Here is a 23,598-nt window from a genome sequence, read left to right on the forward strand (position 1 = left end):
GCTAATCAAACCAAGGAGAAACCATGAAAATTCTTTTCATCCAGGCCCTTTCAATGGAGGGCATCGATATCGAGCGGGTTTATCCGATTGGAATCGTCGTTTTAGCCTCCCAGGTTGAACGCTGCACCGATCACACACTAACGCTTTTTGACATGAACATGGCCCTCGATCCCTATGGGGATCTGCGACAGCAGCTGGATAGCGATAAGCCGGATGTGGTCTGTCTCTCGCTGCGTAACATCGATCCTCTTGGCAATAAAACCTCATCGCTGATTCCCGGCTTTGCCGTAACCCTGGCGGTGATTAAACGCTACGCACCCAATACCAGAATCTTAGCTGGCGGTACTGGTTTTTCGTTGTTCCCGGAACGGCTGATGCAGGACTACCCGGAAATTGATTTCGGAGTCACTGGTGAGGCCGAGAACATCATCGTCCCGTTACTTAATAACCTTAACAATCCGCCCCGGCTACCCGGGCTTTGCTATCGAGAAAAGGAAGCGGTGATCATTGTCCCGCCAGTTGGTGATTATGACATGCGGGACTATGTGATGCCCAACCGCGATCTGCTGGACCCCCGACCCTACCTCACCGTCAACAAATATGTCGAAAGTATCGGCGTGGAAACCAAACGGGGCTGCTGTTTTTGCTGCGGCTATTGTTCCTATCCGCTGCTGCAGGGAACAAAAATGCGCTGCCGCACGCCCGCAGCGGTGGTGGATGAAATTGAGTTTCTTTATGAAACCTACGGTGTCACCCGAATTCACTTCACCGATTCGGTGGTTAATATTCCTGTTGATCATCTCGATTCGATCTGTGCCGAAATTATCCGGCGGGGTCTCCCGATCAACTGGAGCGGCTTTTTCCGGGAGAACCTGTTAACCGAGGAAAACGTTGCGCTCTATACCCAATCCGGCTGTGAATGTTTTTCACTGTCCCCCGATGGCCTCAGCCAGACTGCACTGGATGCGCTGGATAAAAATATGAAGGTCCAGGATATCCTCGACACCGCTCAGGTTCTGGCGGCCAGCGGCGCGGTTACCGTTTATCACTTTCTGGTCAATACGCCCGGGGATACCGCCGCCACCCAGCAAGAAGCCAAGGAACTTATTGATGCGATTTATAAAATCCATCACGCTTCCAAAACCCTGGGCACGATCGTCCTTAATAATATCCGGATTTTACCGGGCACCAGGGTCGAACAACAGGCGCTGGAGCATGGCGTGATCACCCCTGAAACCGATCTGCTCTACCCGACTTACTATAACCCGGCGCCCTACGACCGGGCTCGGTATGAACTGGAAATCTATCACACTAAAAAAAATATCTTTATGTGGCAGGAGGTCACCTCATGAACGTCATTCTACTCGAGCATCCCCGTTCCATCAGCGCTGATCGCTGTAACGATATCGCCAATGCCCCCCTGTCCGCCTGTCTTAACACCGGCTACATCGGTGGCATGCTGGCTGCCAACAACATTCCAATAACCATTGTGGACGCTTATCTGGAACAGCTGGATTATCCGGCCATTGAAGCACAAATTGCGGCCCAACCGCCGACGATTTTAGGGATTCATCTGGTGTATCACTGGAAGGACAATCAGACCCTGTATCAATTTATCGAACACGTCAAACAAAGCTACGGGATTGCCTATGTCTGTGTTTATGGATTTTACCCCACCTTTGCCTATGAGGAAATCTTGAACCGCTGCCCCGCCATTGATGCCGCTCTGTTGGGCGAGACCGAGCTGACTTTTTTAAAACTTGTTGAAGAATTTCCGACCGTCCCTGATGCGGGAATTGCCAAGCGCACTGATAACAGCATTGTCGCGACCCGCGGTGAGGTCGTTATGGATGTGGATTCATTGCCCTTTCCGCTGCGCAGCAAGGGTTCCTATTCGTTTGGTGAGGTCAATATCTCCGGTAGTCGCGGCTGTTACGGCGGCTGTACCTTCTGTTATATAAACCCTTACTACGGCGATTCCAAACGAAAGTGGCGGGGTCGCAGTCCGGAAAATATCATCGCTGAAATCGATGCGGTGCTTAAAGAAACCGATATTCGTTACTTTTATTTTATGGATCCCAACTTTTACGGCCCCGGTCATGCCGGTAAAGAGCGGGTCCTGAAACTGGCCCGTCTCTTAAAAGAACGCCAGATCCACTTTGGCATTGAAGCCCGAGCCGACGATATCGAAGAGGAAACCATCGAATCTTTGGTGGACGCCGGTCTTAAGCACATCCTCATCGGATTAGAAAGTGGTCGGGATGAAGCTCTTAAACGACTTAATAAGCTGACCACGGTGGCCGATAATGAGAATGCCCTGCGAATACTGCGGCAATACGGAATCGAACCCAGCGTCGGTTTTATTATGTTTGAGCCTGATTCGACCCTGGAAGATCTGAAAGTCAATTACGACTTTTTAAAACGGAACGCTCTTTTAGATAAACTGGAAATTAGCGTCAATGTCCTCTATCATCACATGATTATTCTGCAGGGTAGCGCATCCTATAAAGCCCTGCAAGAGCAAGGGCGACTCAATATTTCACCGCACTCCACATATGAAGCAGATACCGATTATCAAAACCCCCGGGTCGCAATGCTGGCCGGGATGATGCGGGACATGACCAATCATATCTTTTCTTATATGAAGGATACCTGGGAATTGAGCGTTAAGAAAGACCCGGTGATCCTCGAAAAATACCGACTGGTCAATCAACTGCTGATCCAAACCTTTGACGATTATCTTTGCCTGCTGAAGCATCAACAAATCAGCGCTGATCAGCGCAACACCTATGTGGACACCTTTATTGGTACGGTTGACGGTATTATGGCCTGACATGAAAATACGCCTGACAGCTTTTAGTCTGTCAGACGTATTTTTCTTATTTTTGTACAAGGTTATTTTTCTTCAGCATCAACAATCTCATGTTTGACTGCAACAATTTCGATCACATGCCGTTCGTCCGCCTGGGTGATGGTAAAGCCCAAATTTTCAAACTCAAAACTTTCACCAACCTCCGGAACCCGATCGAGAAATTCAACAATCCAACCCCCGACGGTAATCACATCAAAATCGTCATCCATATCAAACAGATCGAACATTTTTCCCAGATTGGCTTTACCTAGAATCCGGTACTCATGATCTGAAATTTTTACAAATTCATCAATGACCTCATCGTGTTCGTCCCAGATTTCCCCCACCAGTTCCTCAATGACATCTTCCAGGGTAACAATCCCAGCGGTTCCGCCGTATTCATCGGACACCACTGCAATATGGCATTTTTTCTGTTGAAGTAGGGTTAATAGCTTGGAAATCTTCATGTTTGGGGTAATAAAAACCACCGGATTGATAATTTCCTCCAAACTGCTTTTGCCATTGGCTACGTAATGGGTAAAGTCTTTATAACTGATAAAACCGATTATCTGATCAATGGTGCCCTGATAAACCGGCAACCGGGAGAAGCCGGTATCAAAAAAGATTTTGGCAATATCTTCCTTGGGGTTATCCATATCAATCGCTACGACATCGACCCGATGGGTCAGGATGTCATCCACATCCAGGTCATTAAATTCGATGGCACTACGGATCAGTTCCCCATCCTGGAGATCGATGCCACCATCATTTTCAGCTTCCTCGACAATTGTCAGCAGTTCTTCTTCAGTCATACTGCGTTCACTGCTGACCTTAAACAATCGATCCAGCATCCTCTTCCACTGTGAAAAAAGAAAATTGACCGGTGTTAAAAGAAACATCAGCAATCGGATAAAGGGGACTGAAAACATTGCAAATTTTTCCGGTGAATCTTTGGCCAGACTTTTGGGCGAAATTTCGCCGAAAATCAGCACCAGCACCGTCATCACTGCAGTAGAAATGGTTACGCCAGCATTGCCAAAATACTGAACAAACACCACTGTGGCAATCGAAGCCGAGGCGATATTAACGATGTTATTACCAATCAGAATCGTTGACAATAACGCATCATAGCGATCAGAAAGCGCCAGTACTTGTGCTGCGCGCTTATTACCATCCTTTGCCAGATTCTTAATGCGAATACGATTAAGGGATGTAAATGCCGTTTCTGTCGCCGAAAAATATGCCGACATCAGCAACATCACCCCCAGAACAATTATAAAACCTATCACACTGTTATCCATTGACTAAGATTCCTCCCAGTAAACAGATCCATCAGTCATCACTGTGACTGGCTTTATACATTGAGTTTTCGTTTTTGTCTCATATAACGGTACGTCGTCCAATTTTATTCCTCTTTCAAATATTATTTGTCACTATAATATCATATTTTTAGTTACAATTCCATAATATCTGCAAAATTTTACCTGATTGGCTGATCTTTAATTTTTTTTAATTTTTCATAATGATTAAGAATGATCATAAATAAAAGATTGTCATCACTGCCACATTTGATCGGAAATCCCAGGCACTCCTCCATTTTCTTTTTTCTAAAAATAACCGTATTTTTATGGATAAACAAATCCCCAGCCACTAAATCAAAATGAAAGTGATGTTCAATTATTTTGCGCATGGTCAACATCGCTTCATCTGTACCTTTTCCGAAATATTTCTGTATTTTTTTTATATAAGGTTCCACCGCCAACGCGTAAGTTTCCTTGTCCAATTGATTATAGAGCCGCCAGAAATAGTGCTGATGTGAAAAATAAACATGCTGATCTCTTTTATAGACACCACTGCGATACATTCCATAGGCATCGGCATAAGATTTCACATAACCCTCAATCCCCAGGTAATAGCTCCCCACAAAACACTGCATATTTTTGGCATCTTCGCTACTGATTGAAGCATCCAAATATCTTTTGATGGTTTTTTCGATTTCCCATGGTTCGGTTTTTTTAAGGCATTTAAACACTAAAATAAAACCACCGGACATCACTGATGAGATGTCATTTTTTAGATGACTGTCTGACTGCTTAATCTGGTTAAGGATTTTTTCAAGCATACTTTCTTCCGAATTTTGATAATCCGCAGTAAAACTCAGAATGACCGCCACCCGATTGCTTTCCATATTATAACCGATGCGCTCGCCCCAATCCGTTATTTCTTCTTCACTGATGGTTCGCTGCTCGCTGATTAAGGTATTTAAAAATATTTCCTTGTCGTTACGGTGAGTATAGAAGCGGTTCATCGTTTCCTGCTGTTCAATGATCAGTTCGGCGGTCATTTTCACCAATTTGCCAATGTTGCGTACCTCATCCGGATCGCCGGTTATTCCCACTACCCCGATGACATCACCAGCTTTATCCACAATCGGCATATTGATCCCTGGCTTTACACCCTGAAGTTTTTTGGCCTCCTCTTCGGTGACTTCACACGTAACGGAATGACGGATGGCAAACATCGCAGTTTCGTGAAAGGTGCCCAGTCGCTCCGGTAAACCGCTCCCAATAATAATGGCATTCTTATTCATAACATTGATGTTATAACCCAGGGTGTTCATCACCTCATCGGCTATTTTTTGCGCTATTTTTTTATCCAGCATCTATCCACTCCTTTTTTTCTGACTTGAATTTTGTGGGATCATACAGATAATCGCCAGAAAACGAAAAAGTTCGCAAATGCGTTGCTCCAATAATTCAGCCGCATTTTCCATGTGCCATGCCAGCCCCCGATCATTGCTAAAGAGGGCAAAAGCCGCCACCACGCCACACTGATAGATGGTTTCATAGCCCACATCCAAGGCGCCGGAGATCACCACAACTGGGATATTCTGGTTTTTTCCGTGTTTTCCGACCCCAGAAATTACCTTGCCCATCACACTCTGCGCATCGGTTTTCCCTTCACCGGTAATAATCATATCTGCCCCGCAAATTGCAGAATCAAAACCAATTTCATCCAATACAATCTCGAGACCAGATTTTAGCTGCGCATTGAAGAAAGCCACCAAAGGTAAGGCCATCCCACCGGCCGCACCGATCCCTTTTAATTGGATCAGCTTCATCCCCGTTTTCATCTCCAGCAACTGACCAAAAGCTTCGAGTCCCCGATCCAGAAAAGTCACCATATCCGGGTTGGCACCTTTTTGGGGTCCATAAACTGCCGCTGCTCCCAGATGGCCGCAAAGGACATTTTCTACATCGCAGGCAACGGTAATCTCCACTCCCTTTAATAAGATCTCGGCCTTACTGGTATCGACTGTTTTCACCCGACATAAATTTTCACCAATTGGTTCTAGCCGTTCCATCTCCTGATCATAAAAACATACCCCCAAAGCACTGGCAACACCCAATCCGCCGTCGTTAGTGGCACTGCCCCCTAAACCCAGAATGATCTTGCGACAGCCCCGCTTAATGGCATCGGCAATCATTTCTCCGGTGCCATAGGTACTTGTTTTCAACGGATTACGCTCGTCATCAGTAAGTAGTGGCAAACCAGAAGCGGCCGACATTTCAATTACTGCCACCCCGCCGCGGAGAATCCCGTAGGCCGCGGTTATTTCTCTGGCTAAGGGGTCTTTTGCTTTTATTGTGATCCTTTCACCGGATTGGTGCCTGACCAGTACCTCCACCAGCCCCTCTCCCCCATCAGAAATGGGTATCTTCACAATCTCAGCGGTTGGCATAATTTTTAGAATCGCACCTTCGACAATGTCACAAACTGCAGTAGCTGATAAAGATCCTTTGAAGGAGTCCGGAGCAATCACGATTTTCATTTGGGTTCTCCTTTCAATTCGTTTTCTTGAGTCTTAAAAACAATAGCATGGGTAAAGCAACAACCCATGCTATTGTTGACACTATTTTTTTAGGCTTTGATAAAATTGGCAACGACTTGATTGAATTTTTCGGCTTCTTCCCAGAAAAGCATATGACCGGAATCTTCAAAAACACCAGTTGTGCTTCGGGAATCTGCTCAGCAACATAGGCACTGCCCTGCCAGTCAAAGACTGCACTGTGTCGGGCTACACACACCAGAGTGGGGAGATTGATCAATGGCAACAAATCCCGCCAGTCTAAGTTGGTATGATCCCGCATAATCTCAATTCGCACCTTCGGTGGGCATTTTGATATTTCGTCGGCTATAAATTTTACTTCTTCTGGTGTCGGTTGATGGTAGAGACAGCCAAAAGCCAAGCCTTCTGCACTTTCGCGCGGTGCATATTCGATGGCACAGCAGGTTCGGATAAACATTTCCACATCATAACAACCATTCTGTCCCCAAACCCAATCTGGCCCGGTATACTGAAGTGGTGCCTGGTCAACACAAATCAGTTTGCTCACCCGATGGTTACCAAATAATTCCAGATAGCTCCACAGCACTGCAACCCCCATGGACCACCCCAACACGGTGACATCCTTTACATCGAGTTGATCCAGTAATTCCTTGACATCCATGGCATAGCGGGAGATCCGGTGACTGTGTAAGACCTTTTCCGATTCGCCATGTCCCCGGAAATCTAGTAAAATAACCTGAAAATCTTTGGCCAGAACATCGCTGTTCTTTTTAAAAAACTGGGTTGTACACGTCCATCCGGGAATCATCAGTAAGGGGCTTCCTGTACCCTTTACCTCATAATACAATTCAACATGATCATTGGTAAAAAAAGTTGCCATAGCTTTCCTCCTATAATTGATAAATACCTTGCCCGCTACGCCAGTTTGTTAAACCTTGTTGATTTACGCCATTTCAGAAAATATCGGCTCAACCAAGATCGAGCTACGAAGATTCCCGCTTGATGCGCTTAGCAAAATACTATTGATTATAATTATACCCAATCTCTAACAGTTATCAATGGTATTAAAGCCAACTAATTACCTATCCATTGGACAATTATACAATTATTAATTTTTTAATCGAATATAGTGTCATCTTCTTAAGCCTCTGGCCGATTAGCAATCAGTAAGCAATGATCAGCTGAATGATGCTTACTAAAAAAAACAACCAGTCTTTAGCACTGATTGTCTTTTTAATATATTTCTTATTTATTTTCTAATTTCCAGCATTTTAACTTTTAAATCATTTTCCAGTTTTTCCAGCTCAGCTTCCACTTCTTTTCGTTTCTGGCGTCCCTCAGTCTGGATACGTAACACCTCGTCAAAGGTTGAAATCAACGACTCGTTAGAAATACGCAGGGTTTCGATATCAACAATGCCCCGTTCCGATTCTTTGGCAGTGGCAATGGATTCCATCTTTAAAGTTTCCGCATTCTTTCTCAATAATTCATTGGTCATATTGGTGACTTCCCGCTGGGCTTTAGCTGCCTGGCCGGAATGGACCACCCCCAGGGCCAGCACCATCTGGCTTTTCCAGAGTGGAATGGTGTTCACAATGGACGATTGAATTTTTTCAGCCATCAGGGTATCATTATGCTGTACCAGTCGGATCTGCGGAGCCATTTGAATCGAGATCATCCGCGTCAGTTCCAGATCATGAATTTTTTTCTCAAAGCGGTTGCACATCGCTGACAAATCATTCACCGCCTGTGCATCTTCCGGCAGTCCGCTGATCTGAGACCGCTTAATCAGCTCCGGTAATTCTTTGGTTTCGACTTCCTGAAGTTTCTTTTTCCCGGCCAAAATATACATTGATAACTCTTTGAAATAGGTTTTGTTGACATCATAAAGCTTATCCAGCATCGCCACGTCTTTTAACAGTTGCACCTGATGTTTTTCGAGGGCTTCACAGATCCGGTTAACGTTACTTTCAGCGGAGGCATACCGGGTCTGCATGGAGCTGAGCTTATTGCTGCTTTTTTTGAAAAAGCCTAAAAAGCCTTTGTCTTCCTCCTCGATATCAAAGTTTCGTAATTCCATGACCATATCGCCGAGCATTTTGCCCACTTCACCCATGTCTTTGGTGCGGACATTATTCAGGGCCGTTTCGGAGAAATCAGCGATTTTTTTCTGGGCCCCAACCCCAAACTGCATCACTAGACTGGAATTGGTGAGGTCGATTTTACTGGCAAAATCGTCGACCATTTTTCGCTCTTCCGGGGTCAGTCGGCTTTCGTCAAATACTTCCCGTTCCCCCTTTAGTTCCTGATGGATATTGGTCGTTACGGCTTTCTCTTCCTCAAATGGGTCAAAGGTCAGGGTCGGGGTTACCTGGGAATAATCGTTCATACTATCTTCCATTGCAATTCTCCTCGTTATAATTTTGGGTTAGTCATCTTTAATAGTTACTTTATCGAAACTCATCATTTCTTAACTGATGCGATTATTTTTTGAATTCTCTGTTTGTCAGCCCTTCCTGGGCCAGCATGGTGTTGAGTACCGAGATATCAGTAGAGACATCCATGGCGGTATCCTCATAAAAACTGTCGAGCAGGTTTTCAAAGGCATGACTGATGGTATCCAGGGTATCTTCGATTTCTTTTTTGGTGGCCTGAATATTGGCCCCTTGAATCGGTTCCGCATCCAGATCTCGATAAACCGAAACCAGCTTAAGGGTAGTTGGCAGATAATAGCCCATAAATTTGCGGATTTCCGGTAAACCATCAGGATTCTCTTCAATAAATTCAAAAATCTTGGTGATCACTTTTTCCAACCGATCCAGTTTCTGAGAAATGATTTCGCCTTCAATGGCTATATTTGCCTCATTGATCTGCCGGATGGTGTCCTGTCCCTCGGCAATTACCTCATGAACTGCCTTCATTTCCGGGTTTTCAGTTTCCAGCTTTCTTTTCTGATCCAGTGCTACCTGTTCCATGCGCGCTTTTTCTTCCTGAAGTTTTTTTCCTTCTTTAAGCTTTAAATGGTTCTGATAGGCTTCATCGCTGATCAGCAAATATTCTTCTTCTTCATCAAATCGTCCCTGGGGAAACATTCCCAGACTGATCATTTTGCGCAGATCCTTGACCACATATTTCTTACTGCGACCAATCGGATCAGACAAATCACTGATCTTACAGAATTCGCGACCTCTCAAGCGGCTGGCATACTGGCGAAAGCGTTTCACACGCCCCCGCAGGTTTGAGCCCTTGGCCGACATCAGTGCACTGACCGTAAAAATTGGCAACAGAATCCCGGCACTGATTCCCATCAGTGGCATACTGGTAAACGCAAAGCCAAATACTGATGAAAATACCAACAGCAACAACAGTGACACCCCAATGCCGATATTTCCAAAGACCATCAATAACATGCCAGAAATCCGACCGTGCGGTGACTTTGAAATCAGGTTATTGGGCTGTTTTTTAACCGGACTATAGGTATTTTGAACCGTGTTTCTGGCAACCATTTCCGGTGGCTGCGGCTTGTTTATTTTTTTCCGATTTCTTCTGCCATTAGCTGCCTGCCGTTTGGCTTTCTGATTATTTTCCCGCTGCTGACGTTGTTGTTCCTGCCAATACTCGCCACTACGTTTGACCTCATCCATGGCCCGGGCGACAGTTGCAGTAATGTTTTTATTCAGTTCTTTAAACTCCTCCGAATTCAAAGCATTCTGAACAATATCTTTAATATCATTACCAATATTCGAATAATCTTTTTTTGCCATCCTTGACCTCCCAAACATTGCATTAATTATATCGTATTAAATTTAAAAATTCAATTAAGAAACCATTTCCCGGTGCTATTCTTTAGTAAGTTTATAAACTTTTTGCCCTAGCTCTGAAATCTAAAAAAAGCTTGACCGCATCAAGCTTTTCTTTCCCGGAATCATCCATTTATCGAATCCGTGGTTTTTGCATACACAGGGGTAACTCAAGGTGACATTGGGATAAGAGCGCCTCATCCAACAAGATGTCTTTGACACTGCCATCGGCAAACACACTGCCATGGTGTAAAATGATTACCCGGTCACAGATATCAAGAGCCATATCCAGATCATGGGTAGCAATAATTTTAGTCATCTTCAAGGAATCCAGGGTATTAATAACGTTTCGTCTGGCCTGGGGATCGAGAAAAGAGGTCGGTTCATCAAATAAAATCACTCGGGGCTCCATAGCCAGCACAGAAGCAATGGCAATGACCCGTTTTTCACCGCCTGATAAGCGATGGGGCATCCGATCCCGGAGGTGAATGATGCCCAGTTGTTCCATGGCACTGACCACCCTCTCTTCGACCACATGCTCATCCAGTAATTCATTGCGTGGGCCAAATGCAATGTCATCATATACCTTGGTCATAAACAATTGATCATCAGGATTTTGAAAAACCATCCCGACCCGGCGGCGGATATCCTTCAGGGTCTTTTTTCCAACGGCAAGTTCATCAACCATTATTGAGCCCTCTTTAATCTCGGAAACACCGACAATCAGTTTGAACAAGCTGGATTTACCGGCACCGTTGGCTCCCACCAAGGCGATACTCTCACCCTCTTCAATTGTAAGATTGATATCCCGGATTGCCTGATGACCATCGGGATAGGCATAGTTTAATTTATCAATTTTTAGCATTGGAACTCCTCATTATAAAAAACTGCCGATAAACAGGCTCAAATCAAAAAATCGCATCAAACACAAAATCCCCGAAGCTAAAACCAGAAAGAGCCAATCGCCCTTTTGAATCGGGTTGGGTTTGGCGTATAGATAATTACCATCGTAACCCCTACATTTCATGGCGACATAGATGCTCTCGGCTCGATCAAAACTCTTTAGCAACAACTGCCCGACAAAGACACCCATATCCTTCATTTTAATCCCCTTAGCGGCCGGAGCTCTTAAAATATAGGCGGTATACATATTTGAGACCTGTTCCAGCAAAACCGATATATAACGATAGGTCAGCATGATCTGCTCCACAATAATTTTAGGCACCTTAATGGATAAGAGTTGATAGGATATTTTGGGTAGTGAGGTCGTGGCAATCAGGATCATCACCGCCATGACCGTAAAAATCGTTTTAACCATAATCGAAATAAAGGAGAGTAGACCATAACTGATTGGCATCGGCCCAATCATCAGAGCCAACTGCTGATTAAAAATGATGTTGGATAAACCCGCAAAAAAAGAAAAGGGCAGTGCTACTAAAAGCCGTTTCAGCAAGGGTTTATAGGGAATTTCAGCCAGTGCCATTAAAATCACCGGATAGAAGGCAAAGACCATCAGTCCAGTAATATTATAGGGGTTAAATGAAATCACCAACACCAGATAAAGCATCGTGGTGATCAGTTTGACCATTGGATGGAGGCGATGAATGATGGTGTTGCCTTCGGCCATTTCCTCAAGGGAACTGATTGTATTCATGGAATCGGTAATTGTTGACATTGGGACAACCTTTCACTTAAATATTAAATAACCTCTGTCACTAAACAGAGGTTATTAAGCAAACTATTGTTAATAGTACCATATAAAGATTTTCATTTCAATTAGTATTAAAACAACTATACTGTTTTTTCTTTTCGGCGTTTGATGGCATAAATCAGATAACCCGTTCCTCCTGCCAATATCAGGGTAATTCCGGCGCCAATGATACCAGAAACGCTGGTTCCAGCGGCTGAGCCTTCACCATCTGTTGACTTGAATCCATAATCCGGCAAGAAAGCCGTGCTTTCCTGAATCCCAGCAGCACTATCATAGGCACTACCCGAGGCTTCCAGCTCGGCGGTACCCGCTACATTTTCCATTGACCATTCCAAACCATCCGGATTGGATGACGCCAGCAACGACAAACCACCACCAACAACAATGGCAAATACCAGTAAAAAGCCCAGTACTTTTTGAATTGACAAATTTTTCGGTAATTTTTTATTATCCATGGACGATTCCAGTAGTTCTGGTCTCATCTTGTAGATAAAGACCAAAATTCCACCAGTAACAATCCCTTCAACCAGACCAATCGCCAGATGAATTGGAATCATCATCCCCATAAAAGTTGCCATCGGCAACTCAGTAATGCCGGAAGCCAGAGTCTGGATGACCACTGAAACAGCGCCCAGAGTCAATGCTAAAATAACCGATACCACCGATGCGACTGATATCCGGGTCGGTGTCAAGCCTTTTTTTACAATCGGTTTAAAGACAAAGGGGTAAACCAGCAGGCAGGCATAGAAACCAAGATTCCAGATATTTGCCCCCAAGGCCAACAGACCCCCATCAGCAAAGAATAAGGCCTGAATGAGTAATACTGCTGTCAGCGTAAGAAATGCTGGAAATGGTCCCAACAACGCCGCCAGCAAAATCCCCCCACCTATATGTCCGCTGGAACCAGTTCCCGGAATGGTGAAATTAATCATCTGTCCGGCAAAAATAACGGCTCCCATAACCCCCATTAACGGGATCTTCTTTTCATCTAAATCGTCTTTACATTTATACGCCGAATAAGCGATTGCTCCGGCGCTCGCCGCAAGCATGATTCCTCCGACTGCCGGAGAAACTAAAGCATCTGCCATGTGCATAATAAAACCTCCTCAAAATTTAACTTAACACAAAAAACACGAAGAACACCTCCCAAGTTTCAACTCTGGAAATACCTTCATGGCATCATTTTCGTATCTTAAAATTGATTCGTATTCTGCACTTCAATGCTTTAAATACTATCTAAATTATAAACCACTTGTCTATACATGTCAAGTAAAAATGCTGGAGTCTGTTGTTTTGCTGACAGACTCCATTATTTATTCATAGACTACCGTCTTCGCTTCGGTGACTGACCAGAAGATCTGCTCCCGGAAGAATTTTGTTTTCCCTTGATTTTGATTTTTTTATATTTAATATTGTTTTTGCGCATAAACTGAACAAACATAATTCGCATTATCGCCAGCAGCATCAAGATCACAATGATGGTTACATACCAGTAAAGGATCGGATAATCAGTCCAGTTACGGGCCTTCATATCATTCACCGCATATACCGGGGTAGCCTCTACAAAGGTTTCGCCATTATAAACCTGTAATTCCCCAATCTGTTCTCCCGCTTTCACATCGGCTTCGAGGTTTGCCAGGGTTTCGTCACCAATGACTTTGGTTTCATCCCATTTCACCTTGGACGTGTAGCTATCCTGATTGGCCTGAGGAACCGCCGTAATCAGCGGGTCGTTGGTCTTGTACTTTAGCTTATTGCCATCAAAGACATGATAATTAACCACCTGAACGACCCGTTCTTCATCTTCCGGATCGGACCATTCCAACAACTCATATTCTTTGACTACAGCATTAATGGTATCGCTGGCTTCTTTAAAAAGCACCGTCTCATCCGCATATAAAATAATGCCGATCATATTCTTATCATTGCCTTCACCCTCAAAAACCAGGCATTTATTTGCTTCTTCGGTGAAACCCGTTTTTCCGCTGGTGGCATAGCCATTAAAGACCGGATTCGTTCCCGAGAGATTATTAGCCACCCGATATTCCTCGGACAGTTCATTGAAGTTGGAATATAATAAAAGGTTGGAGTTATTCCACTTGTGCTTCGTCTTATTGGTCTGAACCTCATGAACCTTGGCCCGGGTGATCGCTTTGATGGTGGTCTCCTCAAAGGCCGCTTTAGCAAGGATCAGCATATCTGCCGGGGTGGTATAGTGATTGCTGCTATGGAGTCCATGGGGGTTAGTGAAATTGCTGCCGGTCATCCCCATATCCTTAGCTTTTTTATTCATCGCTGCCACAAAAGTTTCATAGGCTTTATCCGAACTGATCGAGCTGTCGCCAGCAATTTTTTGGCCAATGTTCACCGCAATGGTTTCCGCTGCATCGTTTCCGGACGGCAACAACAGGGCATAGAGCAATTCGTTGAGTGATAACACCTCTTCGGCTTCAAGACCAGCCGTGCTGCTGTCGGCATCCAGACTTGCAATTTCATCGCCCACCGTAAAATTCTCATTGAGATCACCGTGTTCGATGGCTACCAGTGCCGTCATCAATTTGGTGGTACTGGCCGGATAGAATTTTTCATTCTGCTTTTGGGCAAAAAGAACATCACCGCTATTCACTTCATAAATGATCACACCTTCATCAGCACCATAGGCTGGCAAGCCCGCCGCCAACACTCCAGACGTGCCAAAGACCAGGCTAAGTATCAACAATAGTCCTATTTTTCTTTTCATTTCCCCTCTCCCCTCAGAGCAGCTATTTGATATAGCGGGTTACTTTGAACAATTCTTTTTCTTCATTGATGGCTTCTTCACTGCCTAAAACACAAATGGCATTTTTCGCAAGCACCGCTGCAATCATGTCACCATGACTTTTTAGTTGTGCCACGGTGGTTTCTAAAATTTCATCCCGTTCTTTTTGCAGATCTGCGGCAGTAACGCCACTAAAATAAAAATTATCCGCAATCTCGCCTTTCACCGAAGCGCTGAGCGGAACATCTTTGCTGCTGATCGTGCCAATGATGTACTTTTCCAGTTCACGCTGGGATAGTTCCAGATTATTAATATAATCAACCACCCCTTGATACGCTTCAAAGGTCTTCTTGAGTTTGGGATCACGGTAAGAACCAAAGTACAGGTCGCCACCACGACCAATACTCATAAAAGCACCATAGGCGCCACCCTGAACCCGAACCCGGTTCCAGAGATAGTCCATTGACAGTAACCCCTTTAAAACCAGTTGGGAACCGGCGTACTCGTAGCCTAAAGCCCGAATATTATAACCCTGGGAAACGTATTGAATCTTTGCCGCCGTTAAGAAACCTTCATTGGCAATATCAGTTTCAAAAGCAAAGGCATTTTTAGCCGCTTTATTTGGCGCCAACCCCATGATGTAAGGACTCAAGGCAGTCACAGTCCGATCCCGGATTTCTTCGGTACCGGTAATACTGATAATTGGTTTTCTGTTGGTAAACACCAAGCTGGCGATGCTGGTGAGCTTTTCGGTTAAGACTTCAAACTGCTCATCAAAGTTGGCTTCCAGATCGGCAATAAAGCGATAAAACTCAATTCCACCAAATTCTTCGAACAGCCTGGCTGACTGAGAATAATAAGACTGCAGCCGTTGTACCCCGACGACATGGCCAGCGGTTAAAAACTGGGTCTCCTTATGGGTCTTAATTTCCCGGATCATATCGTGAATCAGGTTCTTTTCCGTAAAAAGTGTCTTAGTAATTACGTCGGTCATGATTTTGACTAAAGTCGGGATATTCTCCATCACCGCTTTTCCCTTAACGTAACAGTGGGAGGTGAAATCCCCAAAATGGTGGACGTCGTCATAGGACTCAATCCCAAAGGACAGGCCACCGGTGTGAATTTCAATTTCCTGACTCAATCGTCTAAAATCCATGCTTTCGGTACTGAGACTACCCAGCAGCTTGCACATCAACGATAAATATTTCAAATCTTCCTGCGGCAGATCACTGTAATCAAAATAGAGTTTTAAATAGGAAATTCCGCCAGTAAATCCAGGATGGAACAGCAGCCTGGTTTCCAGCGCCTCCTGAACTTCCAGGGGATAACTCCGACCCGTACGATTGATATCGGCCAGCGACAGTTTGGGAATTTTTTCGAGATCCTCCGGCTTATCCTCTTCATTTTGCTTTTCGATGAGAGTCTGGGTTTCATCAATCAGATCCTGGAGTTCTTCCGGGGTCAAAGCCGCTTTAAAAGATGCCAGTTTTTCCGCTAATGCCTGGTCGGCTTTTTCCTGCAAAGTATTGTCCGGCACAATCGTCACCAGGGTTTGATGGCTATTGTCGATCAACATCCGTTTAAGAAGTTTTTCAAAGTAGCCGTCTTTCCAACAGTCCTTGAATTTTTTAAAGGCTGCTTTGTATTTAAGGTAGGCAATCGGATCGTCACCATAGAGCCAGTCATCCATCATCTCAATCCCATAAATCAGACCTTTGGGATAAGAACCGTACTCGCCTTCGATATGGGAAAATTCATGGATATTAATGCCCGCTTCAACGCTACGGGGATCGAGGCCATCAGCAGCCAGCTTGTTGAGCACTGATTCCACCGTATTAACAAACAGATCCTTATGTTTCTCCTCTGTGTTTTTGAGGACAATTGAAAAATAGGGCTGTCTTAGGGAACTGCTGTAATGATAGCTGACATCTTCAGCAATTTTAAGATCCAGCAGAGCCTCTTTGAGCGGTGATGAATTATTATTTAATAAGATATGGGCAAGAATATCAAAAGCCAGGGCCTCCTCATAGGATAATTTATCACCCAGCACCACAGAAAGGGCCAGATAGTCTTTATTTTCCAGCGTTTCTTCCTTGGACACCCCGTAGGACGCCCGCATTTCCGTCCGCTGTGTGAGCATCGGCTGGGCCTCTATTTCACTGTCAACTGGCTGTTTATCAAAGGCACTGAGATATTCGTCATTTAAATATTTCAAGTGCGCCCGGACATCCCCATCGCCATAAAGATAAATATAGCTGTTGGAGGGATGATAGTATTTTTTATGGAAGCCCAGAAAATCCGCATAGGTCAGTTCCGGGATCACATCCGGATCCCCGCCGGATTCAAACCGGTAGCAGGACTGGGGATAAAGGGATTCAAAAATTTTATTTTGCAACAATTCCTCGGGATTGGAGAAGGCACCCTTCATTTCATTATAGACCACCCCATTGTAGATGATCGGATCATCAGCATTTTCAATATGATAATGCCAGCCCTCCTGCAAGAAGGTGTAGGGATTTTGATAGATATTGGGATAAAAAACCGCATCCAGATATACATCCATCAGATTCATAAAATCTTTGGCGTTGGTGCTGGCAATCGGGTACATCGTTTTATCCGGATAGGTCATCGCATTGAGGAAGGTGTTTAGCGATCCTTTGGCCAATTCCACAAAGGGTTCCTTGACCGGGTATTTTTTTGAACCGCACAATACCGAATGCTCAAGAATGTGGGGCACCCCGGTACTGTTGGTGGAGGGGGTGCGGAAGCTGATTGAAAAAACCTTATTGTCATCATCAGCCGATATATACACTAACTGGGCCCCGGTTTTTTGATGTACAAAGGTTCGGGCAAAGCCATCTATTTCATCCACAAATTCTTCTTTTTTCAAGATAAACCCATGAATATTTTCTTCCAGTTTAAACATTTTTTCTTGTTGTTCTTGCAATTCTTTTTTCAAATGTCTCTCCTTTTCTGTTCGTAATTTATTCGATGATTCCCTTTTTCTGAAGGTATTCTTTCATTTTTTGTTCATGACCCATTTCAGTCGGTTGATAAAAATGCGTGCCGATCAAATCATCCGGTAAGTATTGCTGTTTAACATAGTTGCCGGGATAATTGTGGGGATACTGATACGTCATGCCACGACCCAGATTTTTACTGCCAGAATAGTGGGTATCCTGCAAGTGCGCCGGAACATGGCTATTTGAAACATGCTTGACCGCCTCAATGGCGGCATCCACCGCCAGATAAGAAGCATTACTTTTGGGTGCACAGGCCAGAAAAACCACCGCCTGGGCCAAATTAATCCGGGCTTCCGGCATCCCGATAAACTGAACCGCATCGGCGGCTACCATCGCCACCGGTAAGGCCAGCGGTTCGGCATTGCCAATGTCTTCAGAGGCTGAAATGACAATCCGCCGGGCAATAAACTTGGGGTCTTCCCCGGCGGTAATCATTTTAGCCATCCAGTAAAGCGCCGCATCAGGATCGGAACCCCGGATACTCTTGATAAAGGCCGAAATGGTATCATAATGATTATCGCCATTTTTATCATATTGAACCGCCCGCTTTTGGATACACTCCTGGGCCGTTTCCAGATCGATATGAATAATCCCGTCGGCATTTTTATCCACCGTCAGAATCCCCAGCTCCAGGGCATTCAAGGCCCGACGGACATCACCGTTAGCGACCTCGGCAAAATGATCGAGGGCCTGCTGATCACAGTTTATTTTCATTACACCATAGCCCCGATCCCGATCAGTAATGGCCCGTTTGATCACCTGACGAATGTCGTCTGGGGTCAGGTTGTAAAACTCAAAAATAGTCGAGCGGGACAGCAGTGGCGAGTTGATTTCAAAATAGGGGTTTTCGGTGGTGGCGCCAATCAGGGTTACTAACCCTTTTTCGACACTGGGTAACAGAGCATCCTGTTGCGCCTTATTAAAACGATGGATCTCGTCAATAAAGAGGATGGATTTTTTATTATAAACCCCCAGGTTATTCTTAGCCTTCTCCAGCACCTCGGTAATTTCTTTTTTTCCCGAGGTCACCGCATTGAGCTCATAAAACACCGCATTGGTGCGGTTGGCAATAATTTTTGCCAATGAGGTTTTGCCGGTACCCGGCGGTCCATAAAACACCACTGATGACAGTTTATCCGCTTCAATCAGCCGATACAAAAGCTTCCCCCGACCAATGATATGCTGCTGGCCAACAAATTCTGCCAGAGTTTGGGGCCGCATTCTTACCGCAAGGGGAGCATTATCGGCAATTTGGCCTTCATAATTCTGGTTAAAAAAACTTTCCTGCATAATGTCCTTTCACGATAGCACTCTATTCGGATTCTGCAAAGCCAATGATCGGTTCACAATCACCGGTTTGTTTCAATTGCTGCTATTTCGATCTGATTCAACTCAAAAAAATCATAAAACCACTGGTCTATATCAGCAAGAATCTTGCCCAATCCCACATTGTCGCCACTTTTCTTTAATTCTACGATTCTATCATAAGAATCTTTAAATACCTTAATGGTTTCATCTTTAATGTCCGGTATTCCCAGTCGCAACAGGGTGTTGGGATAGTACTCATAAAGCTTATCACCCAGTTTTTTCCCGTAGGACTTAAAGTAGTAATTATAGAGCTTGCTGTTTAGCAGCAACACCAGAAATTCCTCGGTGATCTGATGATAAAGCCGTGGTTTGAGAATCAAGCCATAAACATCAGCGCTGAAATAAGCGTGCGCTTCATCAATGGCAAAGCGGTTTTGAGTTGCCTTATAGGGAAAAACGATCTTTCGCCTCTCAAAATGATCCGGATCCCGTCCCCATTGCAGTTTATACCAGGCCAGTTTGCCGTTTTTGCATTCCCGGCGGTTTTTGAGTTTCTCCCGGTATGCTTCAAGATGTGCAACTAGCTCAGGGTGCTCGTCAATCGCACTGATCTGGTTGGTATAGAGGATTTGCTTTTGCGGTTTGGCGACTTCAAACGCTTTCACATCCTTATTCTTGATCCACGGTTTTAACCAACACGATTCAAAGCCCAGACGAACCGGATCTGTCGCTTCAAAGATAAAAGCCTTGTCGTTACCGGTGATAATGCCTTGAAAACTGTGGACGACATTATCCAGGGTGAAGGGTGTTTTGGTCTCAATCTTCTCGATGATTCTCCGGGTCAGCGGTGAATAGAGCCGCCAGGAATCGTCATGCAGCTGAATCTGAGAAAGTTCAAAGGACTCATAAAAATCGCTTGACTGATCGGTTTGAACGAGCGATTCGATCAGTTTGGAATAGCTTTCCGGTTTGTGGTTTTTAATAAAGAACCGTTTAACCTGAATCCTTTGAGCATCATCAATCCGATTCGTTTTAAGCAGTCGGATAATGGCCGGATCAACCCCAACCCCCTCAATCACCCGGAGTCCGTTGAAATCAACGATTTCCTGAATTGCAAATGCTTTTCGGATAAAGGCCCGTAACGGTTTTCCATACAAAGCTTCGATAAAATAGCGGGAGGTGATATGGATAAGCTGCCCCCCCGGTTTTAGCAGTTCCCAGCCCCGATAGATAAAGCAATAGGAAAGATCCCCCTTATCCCGATACACCTCACCGTAGCGGTTTTTTAACTGCTTCATATAATCCGTCTGGATTTCTTTATGGCCGACATAAGGCGGGTTCCCGATGACTACATCGACCGACTGCACGGCAACTAATTCTTCGGTCAGAATATCGCCGCAAAAATTCCCAGCGGCTTAACGTATTCTTTTCCTTTTAAGGTCAGGATCAGCCGGGTTACCAGACAGGCCATCGGATCCCGGTCAACTCCCAGCAGGCAGGTTTCCAGCAACTGGCGATGCTGCGTGGCTTGCTGCTCCGGAGTCAGTTCACCACTTCGAACCATAATCGCATCGTATATTGCACTAAGCAGGGATCCGCTTCCGCAAGCCGGATCGAGAACCCGAAAATCCTGCTGTTGGTTACCCGGTGAAAATGCTTCAAGTACATCCGCCGCCATATACCTGGCGATGTTTTCCGGAGTATAAAAGACCCCATGGTTTTTCTTGTGATTAAGCAGCAAACTGGCTTCGTAAAGGTTGCCGATCAAGCCGGGATTTTCTCCCGCCAGTGCGGGGGATGACTGAATAAATTCAGAGACCCACGCCCATATCTCATCCCCAATAGGCTGAGGCTCTGTCTGCTCCTGCCCCCAGAATGGTGTCTCAAGGGGGCGGCCCTGCCAGATTGCCAGGACATAATCCAGCGTAAAATTCTTTTTGATGGCCTTCTGGTGGGCTTCAAAGTCAAGGTGCTGATTATCTGCCAGGTATTTTAAAACAATGCACTTTAATAAAAAAAGCACATTGGCACTGCGCTCCTCAGCCAAATAGTTATATTTATTAATAAATCGTGTCAGCTTATCTGAAATCTCCTGAAACTTCATTAAAACCTCTCCTTAATTGATGTTAGCGTTATCTTGTTATTATACCATTATTTGCCTGAAAAAGATAAAGAAAAGGCTGAAATAAACAAATCAAAAAAATCCGGAGAATCGCTTCTCCAGATTTTAAAATGACGCTAATTTAAAAGTTCATCACCATAATCAGAACAATCTGATTTCGGTGATAGCGGTGTCATGTTCACCATCCGCAGGTCCCGCCACCGCCGAATCGATGACAAAAACAACTGAGTCACCAGGATTAATGGTGACCGGGCTGATTGAGATCACCTGTTCATCCCGGATCCGTTCAAGAATCATGTTGGCCACTGGGCTGGTATTAACATACATCACCAGTCCCCGAACACTACCATTTTCAGCAAAGGATGTAGTAGTCTTGACGTAACCGTTTTTAATGGCCACTCCATGAATGGTCAGTGCGGAGGTTCCGTTATAGACACATTGAACATACTCACCAATCCCATCGCCAGACACCCCTTCAACCCAGGCGGTATTATCACTGCCATCCATCACGTTCCCGACATAATAACTGATCCCAGCCATGTCCGGTAGGGTCGAAGACGCATAGAGACTAAAATTCGCATAGTCCCAACCGGTGGCAGTGCCGCTTCCCGAGTCGGACCCTTCTGACTCGGATCCGCCAGAGGTGGTTGGAATATCATTGATAACGTATTTGCCTTCAATTATTTTACTGGCAAAACCAGCCCCATTGACTTCAATGGCTTTGATTGTTTTTTCACCTTTTGTCAAGGTAATCGGTTCTGTATATACGATTGAACTGACTGTGGGCTGGGATCCATCCGTCGTGTAAAAAACCATATCATTGGCATCCGCCTTAACGATTTCCAGTTTTTGTTCCCCCTGATAGGTTCCCGGATTCAGATTAAAGGATGGCGCTTTAACCGTATAGCTACTTTTCTGATCGGCATATTTACTGTCTCCGGTAACTTCGGATGCCCGATCCAGCAGAGCAAAAAGATCCGTTTCTGATACTCCGGCCTGAATTTCCGAAGCAATATAGGCATCAAAGATCATTTTTAATTTTTCTGAGTTTTTTTCTTTTCGGATTGCTTCTTCGTAGAAGGTATTGGCCATTTTATAGTTGCCCGCACCGGTGTAAGCTTTGGCTTTTCCAAAAATTGCTGCAGTGTTATTCGGATCCAGCTTTAACACTCCATCGAAGGCCACCAGCGCTTCGCTATAATTTTGAACGGCCAGCAAATCTTCGCCGTTTTTCAGACCGCTGTTGATGGCATTGATTTTTTGAAAATTAATAAATCCAAAAACGGCTCCGGCAATCAGAAAGACTCCGACCACCGCCGCAATTGCAATAATGATCCCCTTATTCTTTCCCTGATGCCCCGTTTTGCGATCCGGAATCCCACTTTCCGTTTTTTCCCGGTTCGTGTCCTCCGTTACCTGAGACTCCCACTTTTCCAGGCTCCGGATCGGATTTCCGCAGTTCTGACAAAACAGGCTGGATGCTTCGTTGTCGTGGCCGCATTTTTCGCATTTCATCTTAATCTCACCCCTTCAAAACAGAATTGGCAGTTTTTTTAATCACTTATTTGTTTCTGACGCTTCCAACTTGATTACTGATTGAGCATACAAATTGTTTACCCATTTATAGTTCAATTAATCTCAGCGTAAAATTAATTCAAATCAACTTCAGATTTTGGGCATAAAAAAAACGACCATCTCATGCCGTTTTTGTAAATTCTAAATGGTGCGAGAGACGGGAGTCGAACCCGTACGCCTTGCGACACACGCCTCTGAAACGTGCTTGTCTGCCAGTTCCAACACTCTCGCATAAATCATTTTGAACACCACTATAGAATACACGCTTTTATACAAATTGTCAAGTCATATCCAAAACTTTTTTTGGCGTTTTTATTTTACACCAGTCAATTGAGTCCTTTAACATAGAATAACAGCACCAACCCGATCTGAAGCGCAATAATTATCGGAATTCCCCAGACAAACAAAGCGTGCCTGGTTTTATGGTGAAAAACCCGCATCCCCAGCAGTCCGCCAATAGAGCCGCCAATCACACATAAGCCCATCAGGGTTTTTTCCGGAATCCGCCAGACCACTTTTTTTGAACGCCGTTTGTCCTGCCAAAACAGTCCAAAAGTAAGTAGATTAACAAGGATCAGATAAATTATTATATAGTTCATT

General features: G+C 44.7%; 18 protein-coding genes and 1 tRNA gene. 2 read left to right on the forward strand and 17 right to left on the reverse strand.

Annotated features, from left to right (window positions below):
* Positions 1 to 23: 23 nt before the first annotated feature.
* Together bzaD and CHL1_RS12050 are read left to right on the forward strand one after the other, a co-directional pair.
* Positions 24 to 1,352, forward strand: a complete 1,329-nt coding sequence (bzaD, locus tag CHL1_RS12045; RefSeq protein ID WP_250933107.1) for a B12 lower ligand biosynthesis radical SAM protein BzaD — start codon at positions 24 to 26, stop codon at positions 1,350 to 1,352.
* Complete coding sequence (locus CHL1_RS12050; protein WP_250933109.1) at positions 1,349 to 2,833, forward strand: B12-binding domain-containing radical SAM protein; 1,485 nt, start codon at positions 1,349 to 1,351, stop codon at positions 2,831 to 2,833. The genes bzaD and CHL1_RS12050 overlap by 4 nt, the downstream gene beginning before the upstream one ends.
* 62 nt (positions 2,834 to 2,895) lie before the next feature.
* Here CHL1_RS12050 and CHL1_RS12055 read toward each other — a convergent pair whose 3' ends face one another.
* The 17 genes from CHL1_RS12055 to CHL1_RS12135 form a co-directional block, all read right to left on the reverse strand.
* Entirely contained in the window at positions 2,896 to 4,152 is a 1,257-nt protein-coding gene (locus CHL1_RS12055) for an HlyC/CorC family transporter (RefSeq protein ID WP_228882981.1), read from the reverse strand.
* 179 nt (positions 4,153 to 4,331) lie between these two features.
* A complete protein-coding gene (locus tag CHL1_RS12060) occupies positions 4,332 to 5,513 on the reverse strand; it encodes a CdaR family transcriptional regulator (protein WP_250933111.1) in 1,182 nt (393 codons plus the stop codon).
* The gene (locus CHL1_RS12065) at positions 5,514 to 6,683 is read right to left on the reverse strand and encodes a glycerate kinase (protein ID WP_250933113.1); all 1,170 of its coding nucleotides are present in this window, start codon (positions 6,681 to 6,683) and stop codon (positions 5,514 to 5,516) included.
* A gap of 13 nt (positions 6,684 to 6,696) precedes the next feature.
* Entirely contained in the window at positions 6,697 to 7,581 is an 885-nt protein-coding gene (locus CHL1_RS12070) for an alpha/beta fold hydrolase (protein ID WP_250933114.1), read from the reverse strand.
* Between the two features lie 369 nt (positions 7,582 to 7,950).
* Complete coding sequence (locus CHL1_RS12075) at positions 7,951 to 9,102, reverse strand: toxic anion resistance protein (RefSeq protein ID WP_228882974.1); 1,152 nt, start codon at positions 9,100 to 9,102, stop codon at positions 7,951 to 7,953.
* Positions 9,103 to 9,184: 82 nt separating this feature from the next.
* Positions 9,185 to 10,465, reverse strand: a complete 1,281-nt coding sequence (locus CHL1_RS12080) for a 5-bromo-4-chloroindolyl phosphate hydrolysis family protein (RefSeq protein WP_250933116.1) — start codon at positions 10,463 to 10,465, stop codon at positions 9,185 to 9,187.
* A gap of 169 nt (positions 10,466 to 10,634) precedes the next feature.
* The gene (locus tag CHL1_RS12085) at positions 10,635 to 11,366 is read right to left on the reverse strand and encodes an energy-coupling factor ABC transporter ATP-binding protein (RefSeq protein WP_250933118.1); all 732 of its coding nucleotides are present in this window, start codon (positions 11,364 to 11,366) and stop codon (positions 10,635 to 10,637) included.
* Positions 11,367 to 11,378: 12 nt separating this feature from the next.
* Positions 11,379 to 12,176, reverse strand: a complete 798-nt coding sequence (gene cbiQ, locus CHL1_RS12090) for a cobalt ECF transporter T component CbiQ (protein WP_250933120.1) — start codon at positions 12,174 to 12,176, stop codon at positions 11,379 to 11,381.
* A 116-nt stretch (positions 12,177 to 12,292) separates the two neighbouring features.
* Positions 12,293 to 13,306: an energy-coupling factor ABC transporter permease gene (locus tag CHL1_RS12095; protein ID WP_250933122.1), complete on the reverse strand. Its 1,014-nt coding sequence runs from the start codon at positions 13,304 to 13,306 to the stop codon at positions 12,293 to 12,295.
* Positions 13,307 to 13,536: 230 nt separating this feature from the next.
* Positions 13,537 to 14,952: a D-alanyl-D-alanine carboxypeptidase family protein gene (locus CHL1_RS12100; RefSeq protein WP_070372759.1), complete on the reverse strand. Its 1,416-nt coding sequence runs from the start codon at positions 14,950 to 14,952 to the stop codon at positions 13,537 to 13,539.
* A gap of 22 nt (positions 14,953 to 14,974) precedes the next feature.
* Complete coding sequence (locus tag CHL1_RS12105; RefSeq protein ID WP_242871649.1) at positions 14,975 to 17,929, reverse strand: insulinase family protein; 2,955 nt, start codon at positions 17,927 to 17,929, stop codon at positions 14,975 to 14,977.
* Between the two features lie 25 nt (positions 17,930 to 17,954).
* Positions 17,955 to 19,283 carry a replication-associated recombination protein A gene (locus tag CHL1_RS12110; RefSeq protein WP_250933124.1) on the reverse strand — a complete coding sequence of 443 codons (1,329 nt, stop codon included), beginning with the start codon at positions 19,281 to 19,283 and terminating at the stop codon, positions 17,955 to 17,957.
* Positions 19,284 to 19,342: 59 nt separating this feature from the next.
* Positions 19,343 to 20,668 carry an Eco57I restriction-modification methylase domain-containing protein gene (locus CHL1_RS12115; protein ID WP_250933126.1) on the reverse strand — a complete coding sequence of 442 codons (1,326 nt, stop codon included), beginning with the start codon at positions 20,666 to 20,668 and terminating at the stop codon, positions 19,343 to 19,345.
* Between the two features lie 17 nt (positions 20,669 to 20,685).
* Positions 20,686 to 21,405: an N-6 DNA methylase gene (locus tag CHL1_RS12120; RefSeq protein ID WP_250933128.1), complete on the reverse strand. Its 720-nt coding sequence runs from the start codon at positions 21,403 to 21,405 to the stop codon at positions 20,686 to 20,688.
* A 159-nt stretch (positions 21,406 to 21,564) separates the two neighbouring features.
* Entirely contained in the window at positions 21,565 to 22,938 is a 1,374-nt protein-coding gene (locus tag CHL1_RS12125) for an NADase-type glycan-binding domain-containing protein (protein WP_250933130.1), read from the reverse strand.
* A 206-nt stretch (positions 22,939 to 23,144) separates the two neighbouring features.
* A tRNA-Leu gene (locus CHL1_RS12130) sits at positions 23,145 to 23,229 on the reverse strand.
* Positions 23,230 to 23,324: 95 nt separating this feature from the next.
* The gene (locus CHL1_RS12135) at positions 23,325 to 23,597 is read right to left on the reverse strand and encodes a DUF1294 domain-containing protein (protein WP_228882964.1); all 273 of its coding nucleotides are present in this window, start codon (positions 23,595 to 23,597) and stop codon (positions 23,325 to 23,327) included.
* Between the last annotated feature and the right edge of the window lies 1 nt (position 23,598).

Source organism: Acetobacterium wieringae, assembly GCF_023700225.1.
Lineage (GTDB): Bacteria > Bacillota > Clostridia > Eubacteriales > Eubacteriaceae > Acetobacterium > Acetobacterium wieringae.